Annotated in this window: 12 protein-coding genes; 8 read left to right on the top strand and 4 right to left on the bottom strand. The window is 57.7% G+C overall.

What is annotated here, in order from left to right; all coding sequences use genetic code 11:
- The 4 genes from J9788_RS25040 to J9788_RS05415 all read left to right on the top strand — a co-directional run.
- A partial coding sequence (locus J9788_RS25040) for a VENN motif pre-toxin domain-containing protein (protein ID WP_304621810.1) occupies positions 1-893 on the top strand: 893 nt, incomplete at its 5' end.
- Positions 880-1,182: a hypothetical protein gene (locus J9788_RS05425; RefSeq protein ID WP_182264355.1), complete on the top strand. Its 303-nt coding sequence runs from the start codon at positions 880-882 to the stop codon at positions 1,180-1,182. The genes J9788_RS25040 and J9788_RS05425, both read left to right, overlap by 14 nt.
- Before the next feature lie 92 nt (positions 1,183-1,274).
- Complete coding sequence (locus J9788_RS05420) at positions 1,275-1,562, top strand: hypothetical protein (RefSeq protein ID WP_182264356.1); 288 nt, start codon at positions 1,275-1,277, stop codon at positions 1,560-1,562.
- Between the two features lie 558 nt (positions 1,563-2,120).
- Positions 2,121-3,308 (top strand): glycosyltransferase family 9 protein, encoded by a 1,188-nt coding sequence (locus J9788_RS05415; RefSeq protein ID WP_182264357.1) that lies wholly within the window; start codon positions 2,121-2,123, stop codon positions 3,306-3,308.
- Between the two features lie 112 nt (positions 3,309-3,420).
- On the opposite strand, the gene J9788_RS05410 is transcribed toward J9788_RS05415, so the two are convergent.
- Complete coding sequence (locus tag J9788_RS05410) at positions 3,421-5,487, bottom strand: carbon starvation CstA family protein (protein ID WP_182264358.1); 2,067 nt, start codon at positions 5,485-5,487, stop codon at positions 3,421-3,423.
- Positions 5,488-5,872: 385 nt separating this feature from the next.
- Between J9788_RS05410 and J9788_RS05405 the strand changes: the two genes are divergently transcribed.
- Both J9788_RS05405 and J9788_RS05400 read left to right on the top strand, forming a co-directional pair.
- Entirely contained in the window at positions 5,873-7,036 is a 1,164-nt protein-coding gene (locus J9788_RS05405) for a M20 aminoacylase family protein (RefSeq protein WP_182264359.1), read from the top strand.
- 30 nt (positions 7,037-7,066) lie between these two features.
- On the top strand, positions 7,067-8,377 hold the full coding sequence (locus J9788_RS05400; RefSeq protein ID WP_164094897.1) for an MFS transporter: 1,311 nt from the start codon (positions 7,067-7,069) through the stop codon (positions 8,375-8,377).
- A gap of 76 nt (positions 8,378-8,453) precedes the next feature.
- Here the strand turns inward: J9788_RS05400 and J9788_RS05395 are convergent, their stop codons facing one another.
- Both J9788_RS05395 and gloA read right to left on the bottom strand, forming a co-directional pair.
- On the bottom strand, positions 8,454-10,388 hold the full coding sequence (locus J9788_RS05395) for an exoribonuclease II (RefSeq protein WP_182264360.1): 1,935 nt from the start codon (positions 10,386-10,388) through the stop codon (positions 8,454-8,456).
- 185 nt (positions 10,389-10,573) lie between these two features.
- Positions 10,574-11,101, bottom strand: coding sequence for a lactoylglutathione lyase (gene gloA, locus J9788_RS05390; RefSeq protein WP_182264361.1), 528 nt, complete (start codon positions 11,099-11,101; stop codon positions 10,574-10,576).
- 99 nt (positions 11,102-11,200) lie between these two features.
- On the opposite strand from gloA, the gene J9788_RS05385 reads away from it, so the two are divergent.
- Positions 11,201-12,055 (top strand): LysR family transcriptional regulator, encoded by an 855-nt coding sequence (locus tag J9788_RS05385; protein ID WP_182264362.1) that lies wholly within the window; start codon positions 11,201-11,203, stop codon positions 12,053-12,055.
- Between the two features lie 15 nt (positions 12,056-12,070).
- On the opposite strand, the gene J9788_RS05380 is transcribed toward J9788_RS05385, so the two are convergent.
- Positions 12,071-14,377, bottom strand: a complete 2,307-nt coding sequence (locus J9788_RS05380; protein WP_182264363.1) for an FdhF/YdeP family oxidoreductase — start codon at positions 14,375-14,377, stop codon at positions 12,071-12,073.
- Positions 14,378-14,659: 282 nt separating this feature from the next.
- Here J9788_RS05380 and dacD point away from each other — a divergent pair, with 282 nt between their 5' ends.
- Positions 14,660-15,829: a serine-type D-Ala-D-Ala carboxypeptidase DacD gene (gene dacD / locus J9788_RS05375; RefSeq protein WP_182264364.1), complete on the top strand. Its 1,170-nt coding sequence runs from the start codon at positions 14,660-14,662 to the stop codon at positions 15,827-15,829.
- Positions 15,830-15,893 lie beyond the last annotated feature (64 nt).

Raw genomic sequence — 15,893 nt, 5'->3', positions numbered from 1 at the left:
GCGGCGGGGAACTGGCGGCGCGCTACATTGCCGGCCAGCTGTACCCGGGCAAAACGGCGCAGCAGCTGAGCGAAAGCGAGAAACAACAGGTCAGCGCGCTGAGCCAGTTGGCTGCAGGGCTTGCAGGCGGCCTGGCGACGGGGGATACTGCGGGAGCGGTGACCGGCGGGCAGGCAGGGAAGACGGCGGTGGAGAATAATGCGCTGAGTGACATCATCGAGAATAAAGTCTCGGGTGTATCACAGGAAGAGAAATACCAGAAAGCGCAGGATAGCTTAAAAGCTGCAGTAGAAGAGTATAAGAAGAAAAACTGTGCAGGGATAAGTGCAGAAGCGTGTTCAGCGAAGATGCAGGCCAACAGTGACGAACTGCTGAAAGGCGCAGCGGGCTTTGGTTTAGACTTCGTGCCTATCATTAGTGATATTAAGAGCTTTGCGGAAGCGCAGAGTGCGCTGGATTATCTGGTTGCGGCGATAGGGATTATCCCAGGTGCTGGTGATGCGGCCGGTAAGGCGATCAAGGCGGCAGAGGCGGCGCTGAAGAAGGGGGATGTCGCTGAAGCGTCCAGGTTGATTAATAAGGCCAGTGATGAGGTATCGGCAACGATCCCTATGGGAAGCAAGCGTAATCCGATGAATCAACCAAGTAATCCATCTTATCAACTCGTCAGGAATCAATCAGGTACAATAGGAAACCGAGAGTATTCAGGTCATGCCTTAGATAGGATGCAGGATCGAGGAATAACTCCTTCTGTTGTTGAGAATACAATTAAAAATGGAAAGTCGACTCCTAGCCGCGGCGGAACAACAGTCCATTTTGATCCTGAAAGCAAAGTGTCAGTGGTAACGAACGAATCAGGAAGGGGGGTAACGGTTAAATATGGCGACCAATAAGAAGGATGCTATTCGTGAGTGTGCGTTTAGTTCTCTAAATAACGTTGTTAGCTTTGCTAAGTTCGTAAGCTATGCAGAGGATTTGGCTCAATTAAATGAGTTGTTTGAGGATGAAAAAAGCAGAGATAATTACCTGAGAATCTGGTTTGAACTGGAAATCATCAATGCACTTGCTCTATCAGAATGGGAGAATGAAGGACGCCCAGTAGACTGGAAAACTCAGTGGGAATCAAGCTATAAAGAAGATGCTTCCGAACTAATGAATGAGCTAATGAAGGTGCTGAAGTAAATATCAACAGCCTCTGCTAGGGCACTGATGCCGCTCAGCTGTTCCCGGGCAATACCGGGAAACAGCTTATCGGCGAGATTGGCGGCCAGACGATGGACGTCATCCGCACGCAGGGCGAGATTGCCGGGCTGAAGGCACAGAAAGACCCGGCGGCGCTGGCGCAGGCCAGGGAGCAGCTTGAGAAGAGCGGCAAACCGACGAACGATGCGGCGGTGATGAAGCAGGCGTACGACAACGCGATGCGGCAATACGGCACCGGCAGCGATCTGCAGAAAGCGGCGCAGGCGGTGACGGCGCAGCTGAACGATCAGTCAGCCACCGCAGGGGGGCTGGGTGCGGGCGGCGCGCTACATGTTCCACCGTACCCAATCTACGGCTAGATAACAAAGATGCGAGGAAAGGAGCCATCAACACAGAGTGCATCAGCCTCTCGGTCGGCATCAATGCCGGCAGGGGCTTGAGAACGGCAACACGGGATATATATACAGGAAGTTATCGAAACGGTAAGAGATAACGCCTCTTGCTTATAGGTGAAATCAACGCTTAGCCTTCCCGACAACGTCTGAATTATTGGAACCTCTTATATTGCATAAGGTTGTTTTTAATCAGATGCAAGTATTGGTATTCTGAATTTTCTGTCTAGGCAGCCATCTAGGTTGATGGTAAGGTAACCTTTTCAAACATTAATATGTCACGGGTAACATGATTGGATAGGCTAAAAATATTATTTTTGTTTGGCAGTTATCGAGTTGGTGAATGTATTTAACTGTTGTGATTCTACGGGTGTATTGTTATTTTCAGTCATGATTGAGTGGAGGTAATAATGTTGCATCGATGACTTTTTGTCACAAGAGTCGAAAAGATAAAGTGCTACGGAAATATCATTCAGTTTTTCTCTGCTATTTAACCTTTGGCTATTCAACTTAATGGAGTTTGTCATGCATAAGGATTTGAAAATTTACATTTCATCAGGGCGGTTTAGAAAAATAAGAGAGTGGAACAGGAGGCGGAATTATTACTTCAAAAAAGTGAAGCTGAATATTAAGGTTTATATTGCAAAGCTTATCTGGGATAAGCGTAGAAAAAATGTGATTGATATCAAGTCTGTCAAAACCGTATTGCTCCTGCGCAATGAAGGGACAATTGGCGATGTGGTGATTTCGACGCCGCTAGTGAAATGTCTTTATGAGTATGGTTATACGGTGGATTTATTGCTCACAAAATCGAGTAGCGCGGTGGTGAAATACAACCCCTATGTCAGGAATATCTATGAGGCAGATGATTGTAATAATGAGATATTTTTGAAACGGTTCACTCATACAGTTGCAAAATCAACAGTTAAGATGTTAAGCGGGAATAATTATGATCTGGTTGTTGATCTTTGTTTGTTTGATACCCCGGTACATAGGATGATGCTTTTTCGCGATATAAACGCAAGGTTTGTTCTTGGTTTTAATAAATGGGATTGCATTAACCACTACAGCAAATCTATTTCATTTGACAATGGTAAGGAACATGTGACGAAAGCAATTGCTTTGATTGCCAATGCCGCAGGGCTCAATATTACAAATCGCCGTGCCTATGACTTGCATATCCCAGATGAGATAACTTTTGAAGTGAGAGAGTATTTAAGCGGTTGGAGGGATAAAGTCAAGATTGTCATTAATGTTTTTACCGGGAGTCCAGAGAGAAATCTATCCAGAGAGCAACTTGTTCGGCTTATTGATATGCTTAATGAAAAATCGTCAAGTATAAGTATAATTATTCTCGATCACCGAAAGGAACTGACTATATCTCTACCAAGTAACGTTGTTATAAATCCATTTAATTCATTGCATCATGTCATGGCTTTGATCCGGGAGGTTGACATGATTATATCCCCGGATACGTCGATTGTACATATTTCTGCTGCATGGAATAAATCATTGGTTTGCGTTTACAAGAACGTAACAGATAATAATGACCTGTGGGCGCCAGACTATGAAAATGCAAAGCAGATTATTGTTAATAGCAGAAAAATAGCTGATGTGGATAATGTTCCGGAGCTTATATTGCATGAAATCGGCCGAAGAGGCCTGTTAGGTAAGCAAGAGATAAAACAGCTGCAGCAGTCCGTTGATCGGTGAGGCGGAGGCGGATGCCGCCGTAAACGCAATATTGTCCACCGGCGCGGTAACGACCCAACCCCTCGAGCAGCGCATTGCTCGAGAGGCCGGCCGTCTATCTCAACCCCGGGACTCAGCCACGGCTGGTTTCCTCCCGCAGTGCGGCGCTGACCTCGTGCGCCGTCGGTTGTTCGGAACGCAGCGCCCGGCGGATGGCGAAGAAAGCGGCGATCAGCATGGTCACCGCCACCAGCATAAAGAACCCGCACAGCGCGGCGTTGATTTGGTTGCTGAACACGATGGTCTCCATGTCTTTCAACGATTTGGCCGGCGCAATGATCGTGCCTTGCTCGATGCCGGTGGAGAACTTCTTCGCCTGCGCCAGGAAGCCGATGCTCGGTTTTTCGTGGAAGATCTTCTGCCAGCCGGCGGTCATGGAGGTCACGAACAGCCAGGCGGTCGGCAGAATAGTCACCCAGGCGTAGCGCTGCTTCTTCATCTTGAACAGCACCACGGTGCCGAGGATTAGCGCCATCGATGCCAGCATCTGGTTGCCGATGCCGAACAGCGGCCACAGGGTATTGATGCCGCCGAGCGGATCGACCACCCCCTGATACACGAAGAAGCCCCAACCGGCCACCGCCACCGTGGTGCCCGCCAGGTTGCCGAGCCAGGAGCGGTTGTTGGCCAGCTGCGGCACCGCCACGCCCACCAGATCCTGCACCATAAAGCGGCAGGCGCGGGTGCCGGCGTCGACGGCGGTCAGGATGAACAGCGCTTCGAACAGAATGGCGAAGTGGTACCAGAACGCCATCATCGCCCGGCTGTTGAACACCTCACTGATGATGTGCGCCATGCCCACGGCGAAGGTCGGGGCGCCGCCGGCGCGCGACAGTATCGAATTCTCACCCACCTCTTTGGCGATCAGCGCCAGCGTTTCCGGCGTGACGATAAAGCCCCAGCTGTTAATGACCTGCGAAGCATTTTCCACCGTGGTGCCGATCAGCGCCGCCGGCGAGTTCATGGCGAAGTAAACGCCCGGATCCAGCACCGAGGCGCAGATCAGCGCCATGATGGCGACGAAAGACTCCATCAGCATGGCGCCGTAACCGATAAAGCGAATGTGGCTTTCGCGCTCCACCAGTTTGGGCGTGGTGCCGCTGGAAACCAGCGCGTGGAAGCCGGAAATGGCGCCGCAGGCGATGGTGATGAACAGGAACGGGAACAGGGCGCCGGCGAACACCGGGCCGCTGCCGTCGATAAAGCGCGAGACCGCCGGCATTTTCATCTCCGGCATGGCGAAGACGATGCCGATGGCCAGACCGATGATGACGCCGATCTTCATAAAGGTCGAAAGGTAATCGCGCGGCGCCAGCAGCAGCCACACCGGCAGCACCGAGGCGACGAAACCGTAGATCACCAGCACCCAGGTCAGGGTGGTGCCGTGCAGCGTGAAGAACGGCCCCCAGTACGGATCTTGCGCCACGTTGCCGCCGTAAACGATCGCCAGCAGCATCAGCACGAAGCCGATTACCGAGATTTCAGCGATCTTACTTGGGCGAATAAAACGCATGTAGACACCCATGAACAGGGCGATCGGGATGGTGGCGGCGATGGTGAACAGCCCCCACGGGCTGTCGGCCAGCGCCTTCACCACCACCAGCGCCAGCGCCGACAGGATGATGATCATCACCCCCAGCGCGCCGAGCATGGTGATCACCCCGGCGAACGCCCCCAGCTCTTGCTTGGCCATCTCCCCCAGCGAACGTCCGTCGCGGCGGGTGGAGATGAACAGCACCAGAAAATCCTGCACCGCGCCGGCCAACATAACGCCGACCAGGATCCAGATGGTTCCCGGCAGGAAGCCCATCTGCGCGGCCAGGATCGGCCCCACCAGCGGCCCGGCGCCGGCGATGGCGGCGAAGTGGTGCCCGAACAGCACCCATTTGTTGGTGGGCACGTAGTCCAGACCGTCGTTGTGGCGTTCGGCCGGGGTCAGACGGCGGTCATCCAGTTCAAAGACCTTGTCGGCGATGAACCGGCTGTAGAAGCGGTAGGCGATGCTGTAGCAGGCGACGGCGGCGACCACCAGCCAGACGGCGTTGACGTGTTCGCCGCGGCTGAGCGCCAGCATGGCGAAGGCGAAAGCGCCGACCAACGCCACCAGCAGCCAGATAAGTCCGGACCTGATGTTTTTCATGAAACAACTCCTTGGCGTACAGAGGTAGAAATTGACGTTGTTATTAGGGATGACGTTTTAACAGTAGAAGTTTTGCCGCTGAACCGTGGCAGGTCGGATGAGAAATGTGAAGCAAGTGGGGTTTTAGTGTAAAAACAACGTGATGAAACCCCATTGGTGCAGGCTGTCGTCGCAATGTGGCCTGGCAGCGTTTCCTGCTGCATTTTTAATTCTTATCTGGCGGATAATATCTAAACCCATCGCTTGCGCGATCCCTTTGGCATTATTTTTCTGTATTGCCGACGCGAGGGGTACTAATAAACGTTTTGCGTGATATATCTTGGCTCGCGCTCGAAGCGCCATTCATTTATTTCACAAATAATAAAGTCAATAAAAGGAATTAATAATGATAGATAAAGTCATTGCAGGTTATTTACCGCAGCTAACGGCCATTCGTCATGATATTCATCAGCACCCGGAGCTTGGCTTCGAGGAGTTTCGTACCAGCGATTTGGTGGCGGATTATTTGAGTTCGTGGGGGTATGAGGTGCACCGCGGATTGGCGGGCACCGGCGTCGTCGGTACGCTGCGAGCGGGCGCCGGTGCGAAGCGTCTCGGGCTGCGCGCCGATATGGATGCGCTGCCGATCGAAGAAAACAACGGCAAATCCTGGAGCAGCAGCGTGCCTAACCGCATGCACGGTTGCGGCCACGACGGCCATACCACCATGTTGCTCGGCGCTGCGCGTTACCTGGCGCAAACCCGCCGCTTCAATGGCACGCTGCATCTGATTTTTCAGCCGGCGGAAGAGACGCTGGGCGGCGGCGCGTTGATGGTGGAGCAAGGGTTATTCGAACGCTTTCCCTGTGACGCCATCTTCGCCATGCACAACATGCCGGGTCTGCCGGTGGGCGAGTTTTTCTTCCGTCACGGCGCCTTTATGGCTTCGACGGACCAATTCGTCGTTACCGTGCAAGGCTGCGGTGGGCACGGCGCTATGCCGCATCTGACCGTCGATCCGGTGCTGGTGGCCTCGCATATCGTCGTCGCGCTGCAAAGCATCGTCTCGCGTAATACCGATCCGCTGGAGGCGGCGGTGATCACCGTCGGCAGCATTAAGGCCGGTGAGGCGGCCAATGTTATCCCGGACAGCGCGGAAATGCGGCTTAGCGTGCGATCGCTGGGGCGCGAGTGGCGAACCGAGCTGTTAACGCGCATTCCTGCGCTGATTCAGGCGCAGGCGCAAAGCTTCGGTGCCACGGCAATCGTGAACCACATCAACGGCGCTCCGGTATTGGTTAACGATGAGGCCATGACGCGCTTCGCGCATCAGGTGGCGCAGCAGCAGTTCGGCGCCGCACGCGCGCACTACGGCGCCAAGCCGCTGATGGGCAGTGAAGATTTCACCTTCATGCTCGAGGCGCAGCCGCAGGGTTGTTATCTGCTGATCGGTAATGGCGACGGTGAAGGAAGCTGTATGGTGCATAACCCGGGATATGACTTTAACGATGAATGCCTGGCGGCGGGCAGCCATTATTGGGGAGCGCTGGTGGAAGCCTATTTAAAATAAACTAAAAGAATAATAACAGGGAAGGTCATAATGAGTGAAAATACGGCGGTGACGCAATCAGAAATAAATGCGCCGTCGAAGGCGGGTGGCAAGAAAGTGATATTTGCCGCCTCCTTCGGTAATGCACTGGAATTTTTCGACTTCGGCATTTATAACTTCTTCGTCATTTATATTAGTGTGCTGTTCTTTCCGCCGTCGAGCGATCCTAATCTGGCGTTGCTGCTGGCGTTCGCCACGTTCGGCGTCAGTTTTATTATGCGGCCTCTGGGCGGTATTTTGATCGGCGCTTATGCCGATCGCCGCGGACGCAAACCGGCGATGATCCTGACGATTTCACTGATGAGCCTGGGTACGGCGATGATCGGTTTTGCGCCGACCTACGCCAGCGCCGGCTATTGGGGAACCATCACGCTGGTGGTGGCGCGCCTGATCCAGGGCGTGGCGGCGGGCGGAGAGGTGGGGGCGTCAATGTCGTTGCTGGTGGAGTCGGCGCCGCCCAATCGGCGCGGCTTCTATTCCAGCTGGTCACTGGCGACGCAGGGCATTGCCAGCGTGATTGGCGGTGTGACAGCGCTGGGGTTGAGCGCCGCGCTGCCGCTGCTTTCGGGCGAACCGAACGCGATGGCTGAATGGGGCTGGCGCATTCCTTTCTTTATCGGCGTGGCGCTGGCGCCGCTCGGTTGCTGGCTGCGTCTCGGGCTGGAAAGCGACCGGCCGCCGGCGGAGCGTACCCATGAGGCGCCTGTACCGCTGCGCAAACATTCCCGGGCGGTGATGCTCGGCGTGATGTTGACCATCGGCGCCACCGTCGCGACCTATATCTCGATGTACTATCTGGGCACCTTTGCGGTTAAGTACCTGGGGATGGCGCAGACCTACGGGTATGCGGCGATGCTGCTGGCCGGGATTATCACCTTCGTCGGCAGCCTGCTGGTCGGGCATTGGTGCGATCGTTATGGCCGTCTGCCGCTGATCCGCTGGGCGCGGATCGCCATTTTGTTGCTGGCGTTGCCGGTTTTCTGGCTGTTGACGGTGGCGCCGCATCCGGCGGTGTTGCTGAGCGTGGTGGCGTTGATGGTTGCGCTGACAACGTTAGGTTCTGTTCCGACGTTGTTGATGATTTCCGAGCTGTTTCCGCAGCGGGTGCGCGCGCTGGGGTTTGCGCTGGTTTATAGCCTCGGCGTCGCAATTTTCGGTGGTTTTGCCCAATACATCGCTTCACAGTCGATCGTGCTCAGCGGTTCATTGTTAGCGCCCGCCGGCTATCTGATGCTGGCGACGCTGATCTCGCTGGCCGCGTTGCCGCTGTTGCGTGAAACCGGCGGCGATCCGCTGCGCTAGCAGACGCGGGGCAAAAAAAGCGCCGGCGGTTTTCACCGCCGGCGCTTGACGTTTGTTACCGCACGCTATCCTACCGTCAGACCGCAGGGCGGGCGATCACGCTGCGGGTTTCCATGCGCACTTCGGCGATGGTGACCTGCAAGGTGTCGCTCTGGCGGTAAACCACTTCACCTTTGATCTGCACGGTGCCGGTTTCCTGGCTGCATTGCATCTCGTCACGCACCGCATGAATGAACGGCGCCGGAATGAAGGCAACCGCGCCGTTGTCCAGCAGGCGCACGCGCAGGCCGCCGCGTGTCACGTCGATAATCTCGGCGTTGAAGCGGGTATCGGTACCGGCCTTGTCCTGCAGGAAGCGCGCGTACAGCCAATCGCCGACGTCGCGTTCCGCCATGCGGTTCAGGCGGCGGCGTTCCGCCAGCTGCACCGTCACGTCATCCTGCGGTTTTTCCGCCGGCTGCTGGTTGATGATCGCCTTCAGCAGGCGATGGTTGACCATATCGCCGTATTTACGGATCGGCGATGTCCAGGTGGCGTAAGCCTCCAGCCCCAGACCGAAGTGTGGCCCCGGCGTAGTGCTGATCTCGGCGAAGGTCTGGAAGCGGCGGATGCGGCTGTCGAGGAACTGGGTCGGCTGCGCATCCAGGTGGCGGCGCAGTTCGCAGAAACCGTCGAGGGTCAGCAGCTTCTCGGCTTCGGCTTCCACGCCGTTGGCCTGCAGTACGGTGACCGCTTGCTCAACCAGCGCAGGATCGAAACCGGTGTGCACGTTGTACACGCCGAAGCCCAGGCGATCGCGCAGCACGATGGCGGCGCAGACGTTGGCGGCGATCATGCATTCTTCAACGATACGGTTGGCGCTGCGGCGCTGCTCGGTAACGATCTCCAGCACGTCGCCTTTTTCACCCAACACGAAGCGGTAGTCCGGGCGATCTTTGAATACCAGCGCATGCTGGTGGCGCCAGGCGTTGCGCGCGTCGCAAACGCGTTTCAGCAGGGTGATCTGTTGCGCGATGGCGTCGCTCGGCGGTTGCCAGCCGGCAATGCCGTCCAGCCAGTCGGAGACTTCGTCGTACACCAGTTTGGCTTTGGATTCGATCTCGGCGGCGAAGAACTGAATATCTTCGCCCAGCGCGCCGTCGGCGGCGATGGTCACGCGGCAAGCCAGCACCTGACGGCGCTCGTTAGGGCGCAGAGAGCACAGGTTGTCCGACAGATCGCGCGGCAGCATCGGGATGTTGAAGCCCGGCAGATAGTTGGTGAAGGCGCGCACGCGGGCGATATCGTCCAGCTTGCTGTCTTGTTCGACGTAGGCAGTAGGATCGGCGATGGCGATGGTCAACTGCAGCGAACCGTCACCGTTGTCGGTCACGTACAGCGCATCGTCCATGTCTTCGGTGCTGGCGCTGTCGATGGTGACGAATTCGAGCGCGGTCAGATCTTCACGCACCAGCGCCGCGTCCGGCTCGCTGAGGGCCTGCATCTCCGGCGCCTCTTTTTCCAGGTTGTGACGCGCCAGCGTCACCCACCACGGGGCGAAATGGTCTTCACCGTCGGTGATAAACTGGGTCAGGTCGGCGTTGAAGCCGCGATCGCCTTTCAGCGGATGGCGGCGCATTTCCGCCACCGCCCAGTCGCCGGCCTGGAAGTTGTGGGTCAGTTCACGCACCGGGCGGCACGGAATCGCGTCTTTCAGCAACGGATGATCGGGCACGATGGACAGACGATCGTCGCGTTTTTGCACGCGGCCGACAAAGCGCGACAGGAATGGCTCGACCAGGGTTTCCGGCTCGGCGATTTCGCGCTCTTTCTCGGTGTGCAGGGTGGCGATAATGCGATCCCCGTGCATGACTTTCTTCATGTACGGCGGCGGAATGAAGTAGCTTTTTTGACCGTCTACTTCAAGAAAGCCAAAGCCTTTCTCAGTCCCTTTTACGACGCCTTCAACGCGCGGGGTCTGAGAGTGAAGTTGCTGTTTTAGCTGCGCCAGCAGCGGGTTATCTTGAAACATATCGTCCAGTGAATGGGTTGTGAGTGGCAAGATTTGCGGCTGACAGTTTTACGCGAATCACCCGCTGCGAGCAAGCCTAACGTCACGGAACCCCGCGTTGCCGCGCGATTTTGCGCAAGATTGGTCAATCGAAGGGCGAACGATGAAAAATCCCGGCGCGCAGGCCGGGGTGAAGGAGGGGGCAATCAGTCCTGCAGCGGCGTCGGCTGCAGGATTTCAATCCAGTAATCGTCCGGATCGCGAATGAACGCGACGTAGTTCATGCGGCCTTCATGCAGGCGTTTCTGGAAGGTGACGCCCAGGCGCTCAAAACGCTCGCAGGCGGCGCGCACGTCCGGCACCGTGACGCACAGGTGGCCAAAGCCGCGCGGCTCGCCGTTGCCGTTGTGGTAATGGAAATCCGCCTGATTTTCGGTGCCGTGGTTATGGGTCAGCTCGAGAATGCCCGGTTGGCTCAGCGCCCAGCGTTTGCGTTCGTCGTCATCCTGCGGGATATGCTCGCGCGGGCTGCGCGTCAGGTAGCAGATAGTGAAGGCGGCCTCTTTGAACTCTTCCAGATAGACCGGGGTAAAACCCAGTACGCGAGTGTAGAAATCCAGCGCTTTGGTCAGGTCTTTCACGCGGATCATGGTGTGGTTGAACACGTAACCGTCGGTTACCGCGTCCGGTTGGGCCGCCACGCCGGGCAGCGACAGTAAATCATTCAGTGGCATCAGTGATCCTCCTCAGGGTGTCGGCAGACTGTAGATGAAATCGATGCTAATCTAAAGTGATTGTTTTTAACTAAAACACTTACTAAAAGTGAATGAAACATGAAGCTGAGCCAACTGAAGTTTTTCTGCACCGTGGTGGAACACAAAACCATCGCCGCCGCCGCCCGTGAGCTGCACTGCGTGCCGTCCAACGTCACGCTGCGGCTGCGCGAGCTGGAGGAGTCGTTGGGCGGCGAACTGTTTTTTCGCGACAAGAACCGGCTGTACGTCAATCCCAAAGGCCGGTTGTTCTACCAGCAGGCGCGCGACATCGTGGCGCAGGCGGAGCGCAGCAAACAACTGTTCGCCGACGAGCACCAGCATGGGCTGCTGAACCTCGGGGCGCTGGATTTCTCGCTGGTCAGCCATTTGCCGGCGCGTATCGCTCGGCTGCGCCGTTTACAACCCCATCTGCAGATCAACGTGCTCAGCCGCGATTCATTGGTGCTGGAGCGCATGCTGATCGACAGTACCCTCGATCTGGCGATCACCGACGGCCCGATTGAACATCCGTTGCTGGCCAGCCAAAAGGCGTTTGACGAACGGCTGGTGATGCTGATGCCGGCCGATGCCGGGCAGCCCGATGCCGCCACGCTGGCGGCGCTGGAGTTTTACACGTTCAGCCGAGAATGCTCGTTCCGCCTGAAGGTGGATCACTGGCTGGCCTCACGCGGGCTGAAACCGCGCATGACGCTGGAAATGGAGTCTTATGCCGCGATGGCGGCCTGCGTGCAGGCAGGTTGCGGCGTCGCCTGCGTGCCGGGTTCTTTGCTGCCGCAGATTTTGCCCGCTCCGGGGCTGAAGGTGGTGGAAATGGGTGAGGAGGGCGCGAGCGATCTGTACTTCGTCTGGCGACGGCATCAACTGTCCGACGAATTACAGACCATCCTGGCGATATTGAAGCGCCCGGCGTGAACCGGGCGCGCGTTTTCAGGCAATGCGCAGCGAGGGTTGCTGTTCGCTGCGGCGAATCGCCACCGGGATCGACTTCGACGTCGGGGTGCCGGTGCCGTCGCCGAAGCTGGCCAGCGGCACCAGCGGGTTGGTTTCCGGGTAGTAGGCCGCCAGGTTGCCACGCGGAATGTCGTAACTCACCAGCTTGAATCCGTCCACTTTACGCACCACGCCATCGTTCCACAGGGTCTCTATCTCAACCCGTTCGCCATCCTGCAGGCCCAGCGCCGCCAGATCTTCCGGATGGATGAACAACACTTCGCGCTGGCCGTAAACGCCGCGGTAGCGGTCATCCAGGCCATAGATGGTGGTGTTGTACTGATCGTGCGAACGCAGGGTTTGCAGGGTAAACGGCGCTTGCTCGTCGCCCAGCTGCGGGAACAGGGTCGCCGGCAGCGCGGCGGCGCTGAATTCCGCCTTGCCGCTCGGCGTGGCGAAGCGCAGTTCGGCGGCGGCGTTGCCCAGGTAGAACCCGCCGGGCTGGTCGCAGCGCCGGTTGAAATCCTCGAAGCCGGGAATGGTGGCGGCGATATGATCGCGGATCAGCGAGTAGTCGTCGGCTAACTCCAACCAGTCCAGCTGCTGCGTGCCCAGCACCGCGTCGGCGATGCCGCAGACGATCGCCGTTTCCGAACGTTGCGTATCCGCCAACGGTTTGCCGATGCCTTCCGAAGCGTGAACCATGCTGAAAGAATCTTCGACCGTGATGTACTGCGAGCCGCTGGCCTGCATGTCCAGTTCGGTGCGGCCCAGCGTCGGCAGGATCAGCGCGTCTTTGCCGGTCACCAGGTGGCTGCGGTTAAGTTTGGTGCTGATGTGCACCGTCAAATCGCAGTTGCGCAGGGCGCGGGCGGTGCGCTCGGTGTCCGGCGCCGCGGCGGCCAGATTGCCGCCCAGCGCGATCAGCACTTTCACTTCGCCGCGCAGCATCGCTTCGATCGCTTCCACCGTGTTGTGGCCCACCGCGCGATTGGCGGTGAAGTTAAAGTGGCGTTCCAGGCTGTCGAGCAGCGCCTTCGGCGACTTCTCATCGATCCCCATGGTGCGGTTGCCCTGAACGTTGCTGTGGCCGCGCACCGGACACAGACCGGCGCCTGGTTTGCCCAGTTGCCCGAACAACAGCTGCAGGTTGGTGATTTCACGCACCGTCGCAATCGAGTGCTTATGCTGAGTCACGCCCATCGCCCAGGTGCAGATCACCCGTTCAGCACCCTGGTAGGTGGCCGCCGCCTGACGCAATTGCGCTTCGCTCAGGCCCGATTGTGCGGTGATGGTCTGCCACTCGGTGGCGTCCACCTGCGCCAGATAAGCCTCCACGCCGACGCTGTGCCGTTCGATAAACGCCAGGTCAAACAGGGGGGGCTCACCGGCGGCGAGGCGCTGACGGTGGGTTTCCAGCAGGGCTTTCACCATGCCGCGCACCGCCGCCATATCGCCGCCCAGATTCGGTTGGTAATAGGAGGAACTGATCGGCGAGGATTTTGGCGTCAGCATCTGCACCGGATCCTGCGGATCGGCGAATCTTTCCAGCCCGCGCTCGCGCAGGGTGTTGAAACTGACGATGCGCGCGCCGCGTCGGGCGGCGTTTTTCAGGCTGTGCAGCATGCGCGGGTGGTTGGTGCCGGGGTTTTGACCGAACACGAAGATGGCGTCGGCTTTTTCGAAGTCATCGATGCGGATGGTGCCTTTGCCGACGCCGATGCTTTGCTTCAGCCCGACGCCGCTCGCCTCGTGACACATGTTGGAGCAGTCGGGGAAATTGCTGGTGCCGAGCATGCGGCCGAACAGTTGATAAAGGTACGACGCTTCGTTGCTGGCGCGGCCCGAGGTATACAGCTCGATTTGGTTCGGGTTGTCCATTGCGTTGATGTGCCTGGCGATCAGCGCCAGCGCGTCCGGCCAATGAATAGGCTCATAGTGGTCGGTTTCGGCGTTGTAGCGCATCGGATGCGTGAGGCGCCCCTGATATTCGAGGAAATAGTCGCTCTGCTGCTGCAGGGTGCTGACGCTGTGCGCGGCGAAGAACTCAGGCTCGACGGCGCTGCGCGTCGCTTCCCAACTGACCGCCTTGGCGCCGTTTTCACAGAAGCTGAAGGTGCTGTGGTTATCGTCGCCCCAGGCGCAACCGGGGCAGTCGAAGCCGCGCGCCTTGTTGACGCGCATCAGGTTGCGCATGTTTTTTAGGGTTTGTTTACTGTCGAGGACAAAGCGGGTGGTGGCTTCAAGCGAACCCCAGCCGCCCGCTGGGCCGGTATAAGGCTTGATTGACGGTTTGAATTTCATGGTGACACTTCGCAGGTGGTTGTAGCTAAAAAGTAAACGCTTTTTTATGCGTCTTGCGTATTTATGTCACAAGTTTAGGGGGGCGGCAGGCAGGCGTCTAATCGAATGGGGCAATGGCGGCATAGAGCATATCTATCGCAGGCGGACGCTGACCTAAACAAATGGTTGCATAAAGACACCCGCTGCAAAAGAGTAATGGTTTCGCCTGAAAGTGAATTAATGCAGTCTATCTCGCGGATTATATTGGCATTTTATTTAGCCTGCGGGCCTGAGGAACACAGCGTGAAGCGTTCAGTATCAGTGGTGATTGGCGGTATCTTACTGCCTTTGGCGGCGCAGGCGGCGGAAACGGCGTCCCATTTTCCCACCATGACCCCACCGGCGATAGACGCCGCCTCTTACGTATTGATGGATTACACTACCGGCCAGGTGCTGGCTGCCGGCAATGCCGACGAGCGCCGCAATCCGGCCAGCCTGACCAAACTCATGACCGGGTTGGTGATCGATCATGCGCTCGATGAGCATAAGATTGGCCTCGATGATGTCGTCACCGTGGGGAAAGACGCCTGGGCGCAGGGCAACCCGGTGTTCAAAGGCTCCTCGCTGATGTTCCTGAAGCCTGGTGACAGGGTCACGGTACGCGATCTCAGCCGCGGCATCATCATCGATTCCGGCAACGACGCCTGCGTGGCGATGGCGGACTATGTGGCGGGCAGCCAGGTCAACTTCGTCAAGCTGATGAACGAGAAGAGCGCCCAGCTGGGCCTGCAAAACACCCATTTTGAAACGGTGCATGGGCTGGATGCGCCGGGCCAGTTCACCACCGCCGGCGATCTGGCGGTGATTGCGCGCGCCATCATCATGAGCGAGCCGGCGGAATACCATATGTACAGCGAGAAATCGCTGACCTGGAACGGCATCACGCAGCAGAACCGCAACGGCCTGCTGTGGGATAAGACCCTGCACGTCGACGGCCTGAAAACCGGACACACCGCCTCGGCCGGCTTCAACATCATCGCTTCCGCCACCGAAGGAGATCGCCGCCTGATCGCCGTGGTGATGGGCGGCAAAAGTTCCAAAGGCCGCGAGGAACAGGCGCGTAAGCTACTGAGCTGGGGGCTGCGCGACTTTAGCACGGTACACCTGTTCAGCGCCGGCCAGAGCCTGGGGGAAGAGCCGGTCTGGTATGGTGCAAGCCACCGTTTGCCGGTCGGCAGCGCGCAGGACCAGTCGCTCAGCCTGCCGAAAAGCGAGGCGGACAAGCTGAAGGCGCAGTACGTGCTCAACGTTGCGCGGCTGGAAGCGCCGGTCAACAAAGGACAAATCGTCGGCGAGATCCGCATCAGCGACAATGGCCAGGTGGTGAAAACCCTGCCGCTGGTGGCGCTGCGGGCGGTGCCGCAGGGCGGCGTGTTCTCCCGCCTGGCGGATTACGTGAAGCTCAAACTCTGACTCACCGGGCGGGCGACGGCGCCCGGTGGTATACTGGTGCGAATGCCGATCATTGAGCCGCGCT

Source organism: Serratia sp. X10 (genome assembly GCF_017811775.1).
Taxonomy (GTDB): Bacteria; Pseudomonadota; Gammaproteobacteria; order Enterobacterales; family Enterobacteriaceae; genus Serratia; species Serratia ureilytica.
The sequence above is the reverse complement of the archived record's forward strand: the minus strand, read 5'-3'. Positions and strand labels throughout refer to the sequence as shown.

Excerpts from the sequence above, each read along its gene's own strand:
- J9788_RS05425 (WP_182264355.1), top strand. The coding sequence starts at position 880 with ATGGCGACCAATAAGAAGGATGCTATTCGTGAGTGTGCGTTTAGTTCT.
- J9788_RS05420 (WP_182264356.1), top strand. The coding sequence starts at position 1,275 with ATGGACGTCATCCGCACGCAGGGCGAGATTGCCGGGCTGAAGGCACAG.
- J9788_RS05415 (WP_182264357.1), top strand. The coding sequence starts at position 2,121 with ATGCATAAGGATTTGAAAATTTACATTTCATCAGGGCGGTTTAGAAAA.
- J9788_RS05410 (WP_182264358.1), bottom strand. The coding sequence starts at position 5,487 with ATGAAAAACATCAGGTCCGGACTTATCTGGCTGCTGGTGGCGTTGGTC.
- J9788_RS05405 (WP_182264359.1), top strand. The coding sequence starts at position 5,873 with ATGATAGATAAAGTCATTGCAGGTTATTTACCGCAGCTAACGGCCATT.
- J9788_RS05400 (WP_164094897.1), top strand. The coding sequence starts at position 7,067 with ATGAGTGAAAATACGGCGGTGACGCAATCAGAAATAAATGCGCCGTCG.
- J9788_RS05395 (WP_182264360.1), bottom strand. The coding sequence starts at position 10,388 with ATGTTTCAAGATAACCCGCTGCTGGCGCAGCTAAAACAGCAACTTCAC.
- gloA (WP_182264361.1), bottom strand. The coding sequence starts at position 11,101 with ATGCCACTGAATGATTTACTGTCGCTGCCCGGCGTGGCGGCCCAACCG.
- J9788_RS05385 (WP_182264362.1), top strand. The coding sequence starts at position 11,201 with ATGAAGCTGAGCCAACTGAAGTTTTTCTGCACCGTGGTGGAACACAAA.
- J9788_RS05380 (WP_182264363.1), bottom strand. The coding sequence starts at position 14,377 with ATGAAATTCAAACCGTCAATCAAGCCTTATACCGGCCCAGCGGGCGGC.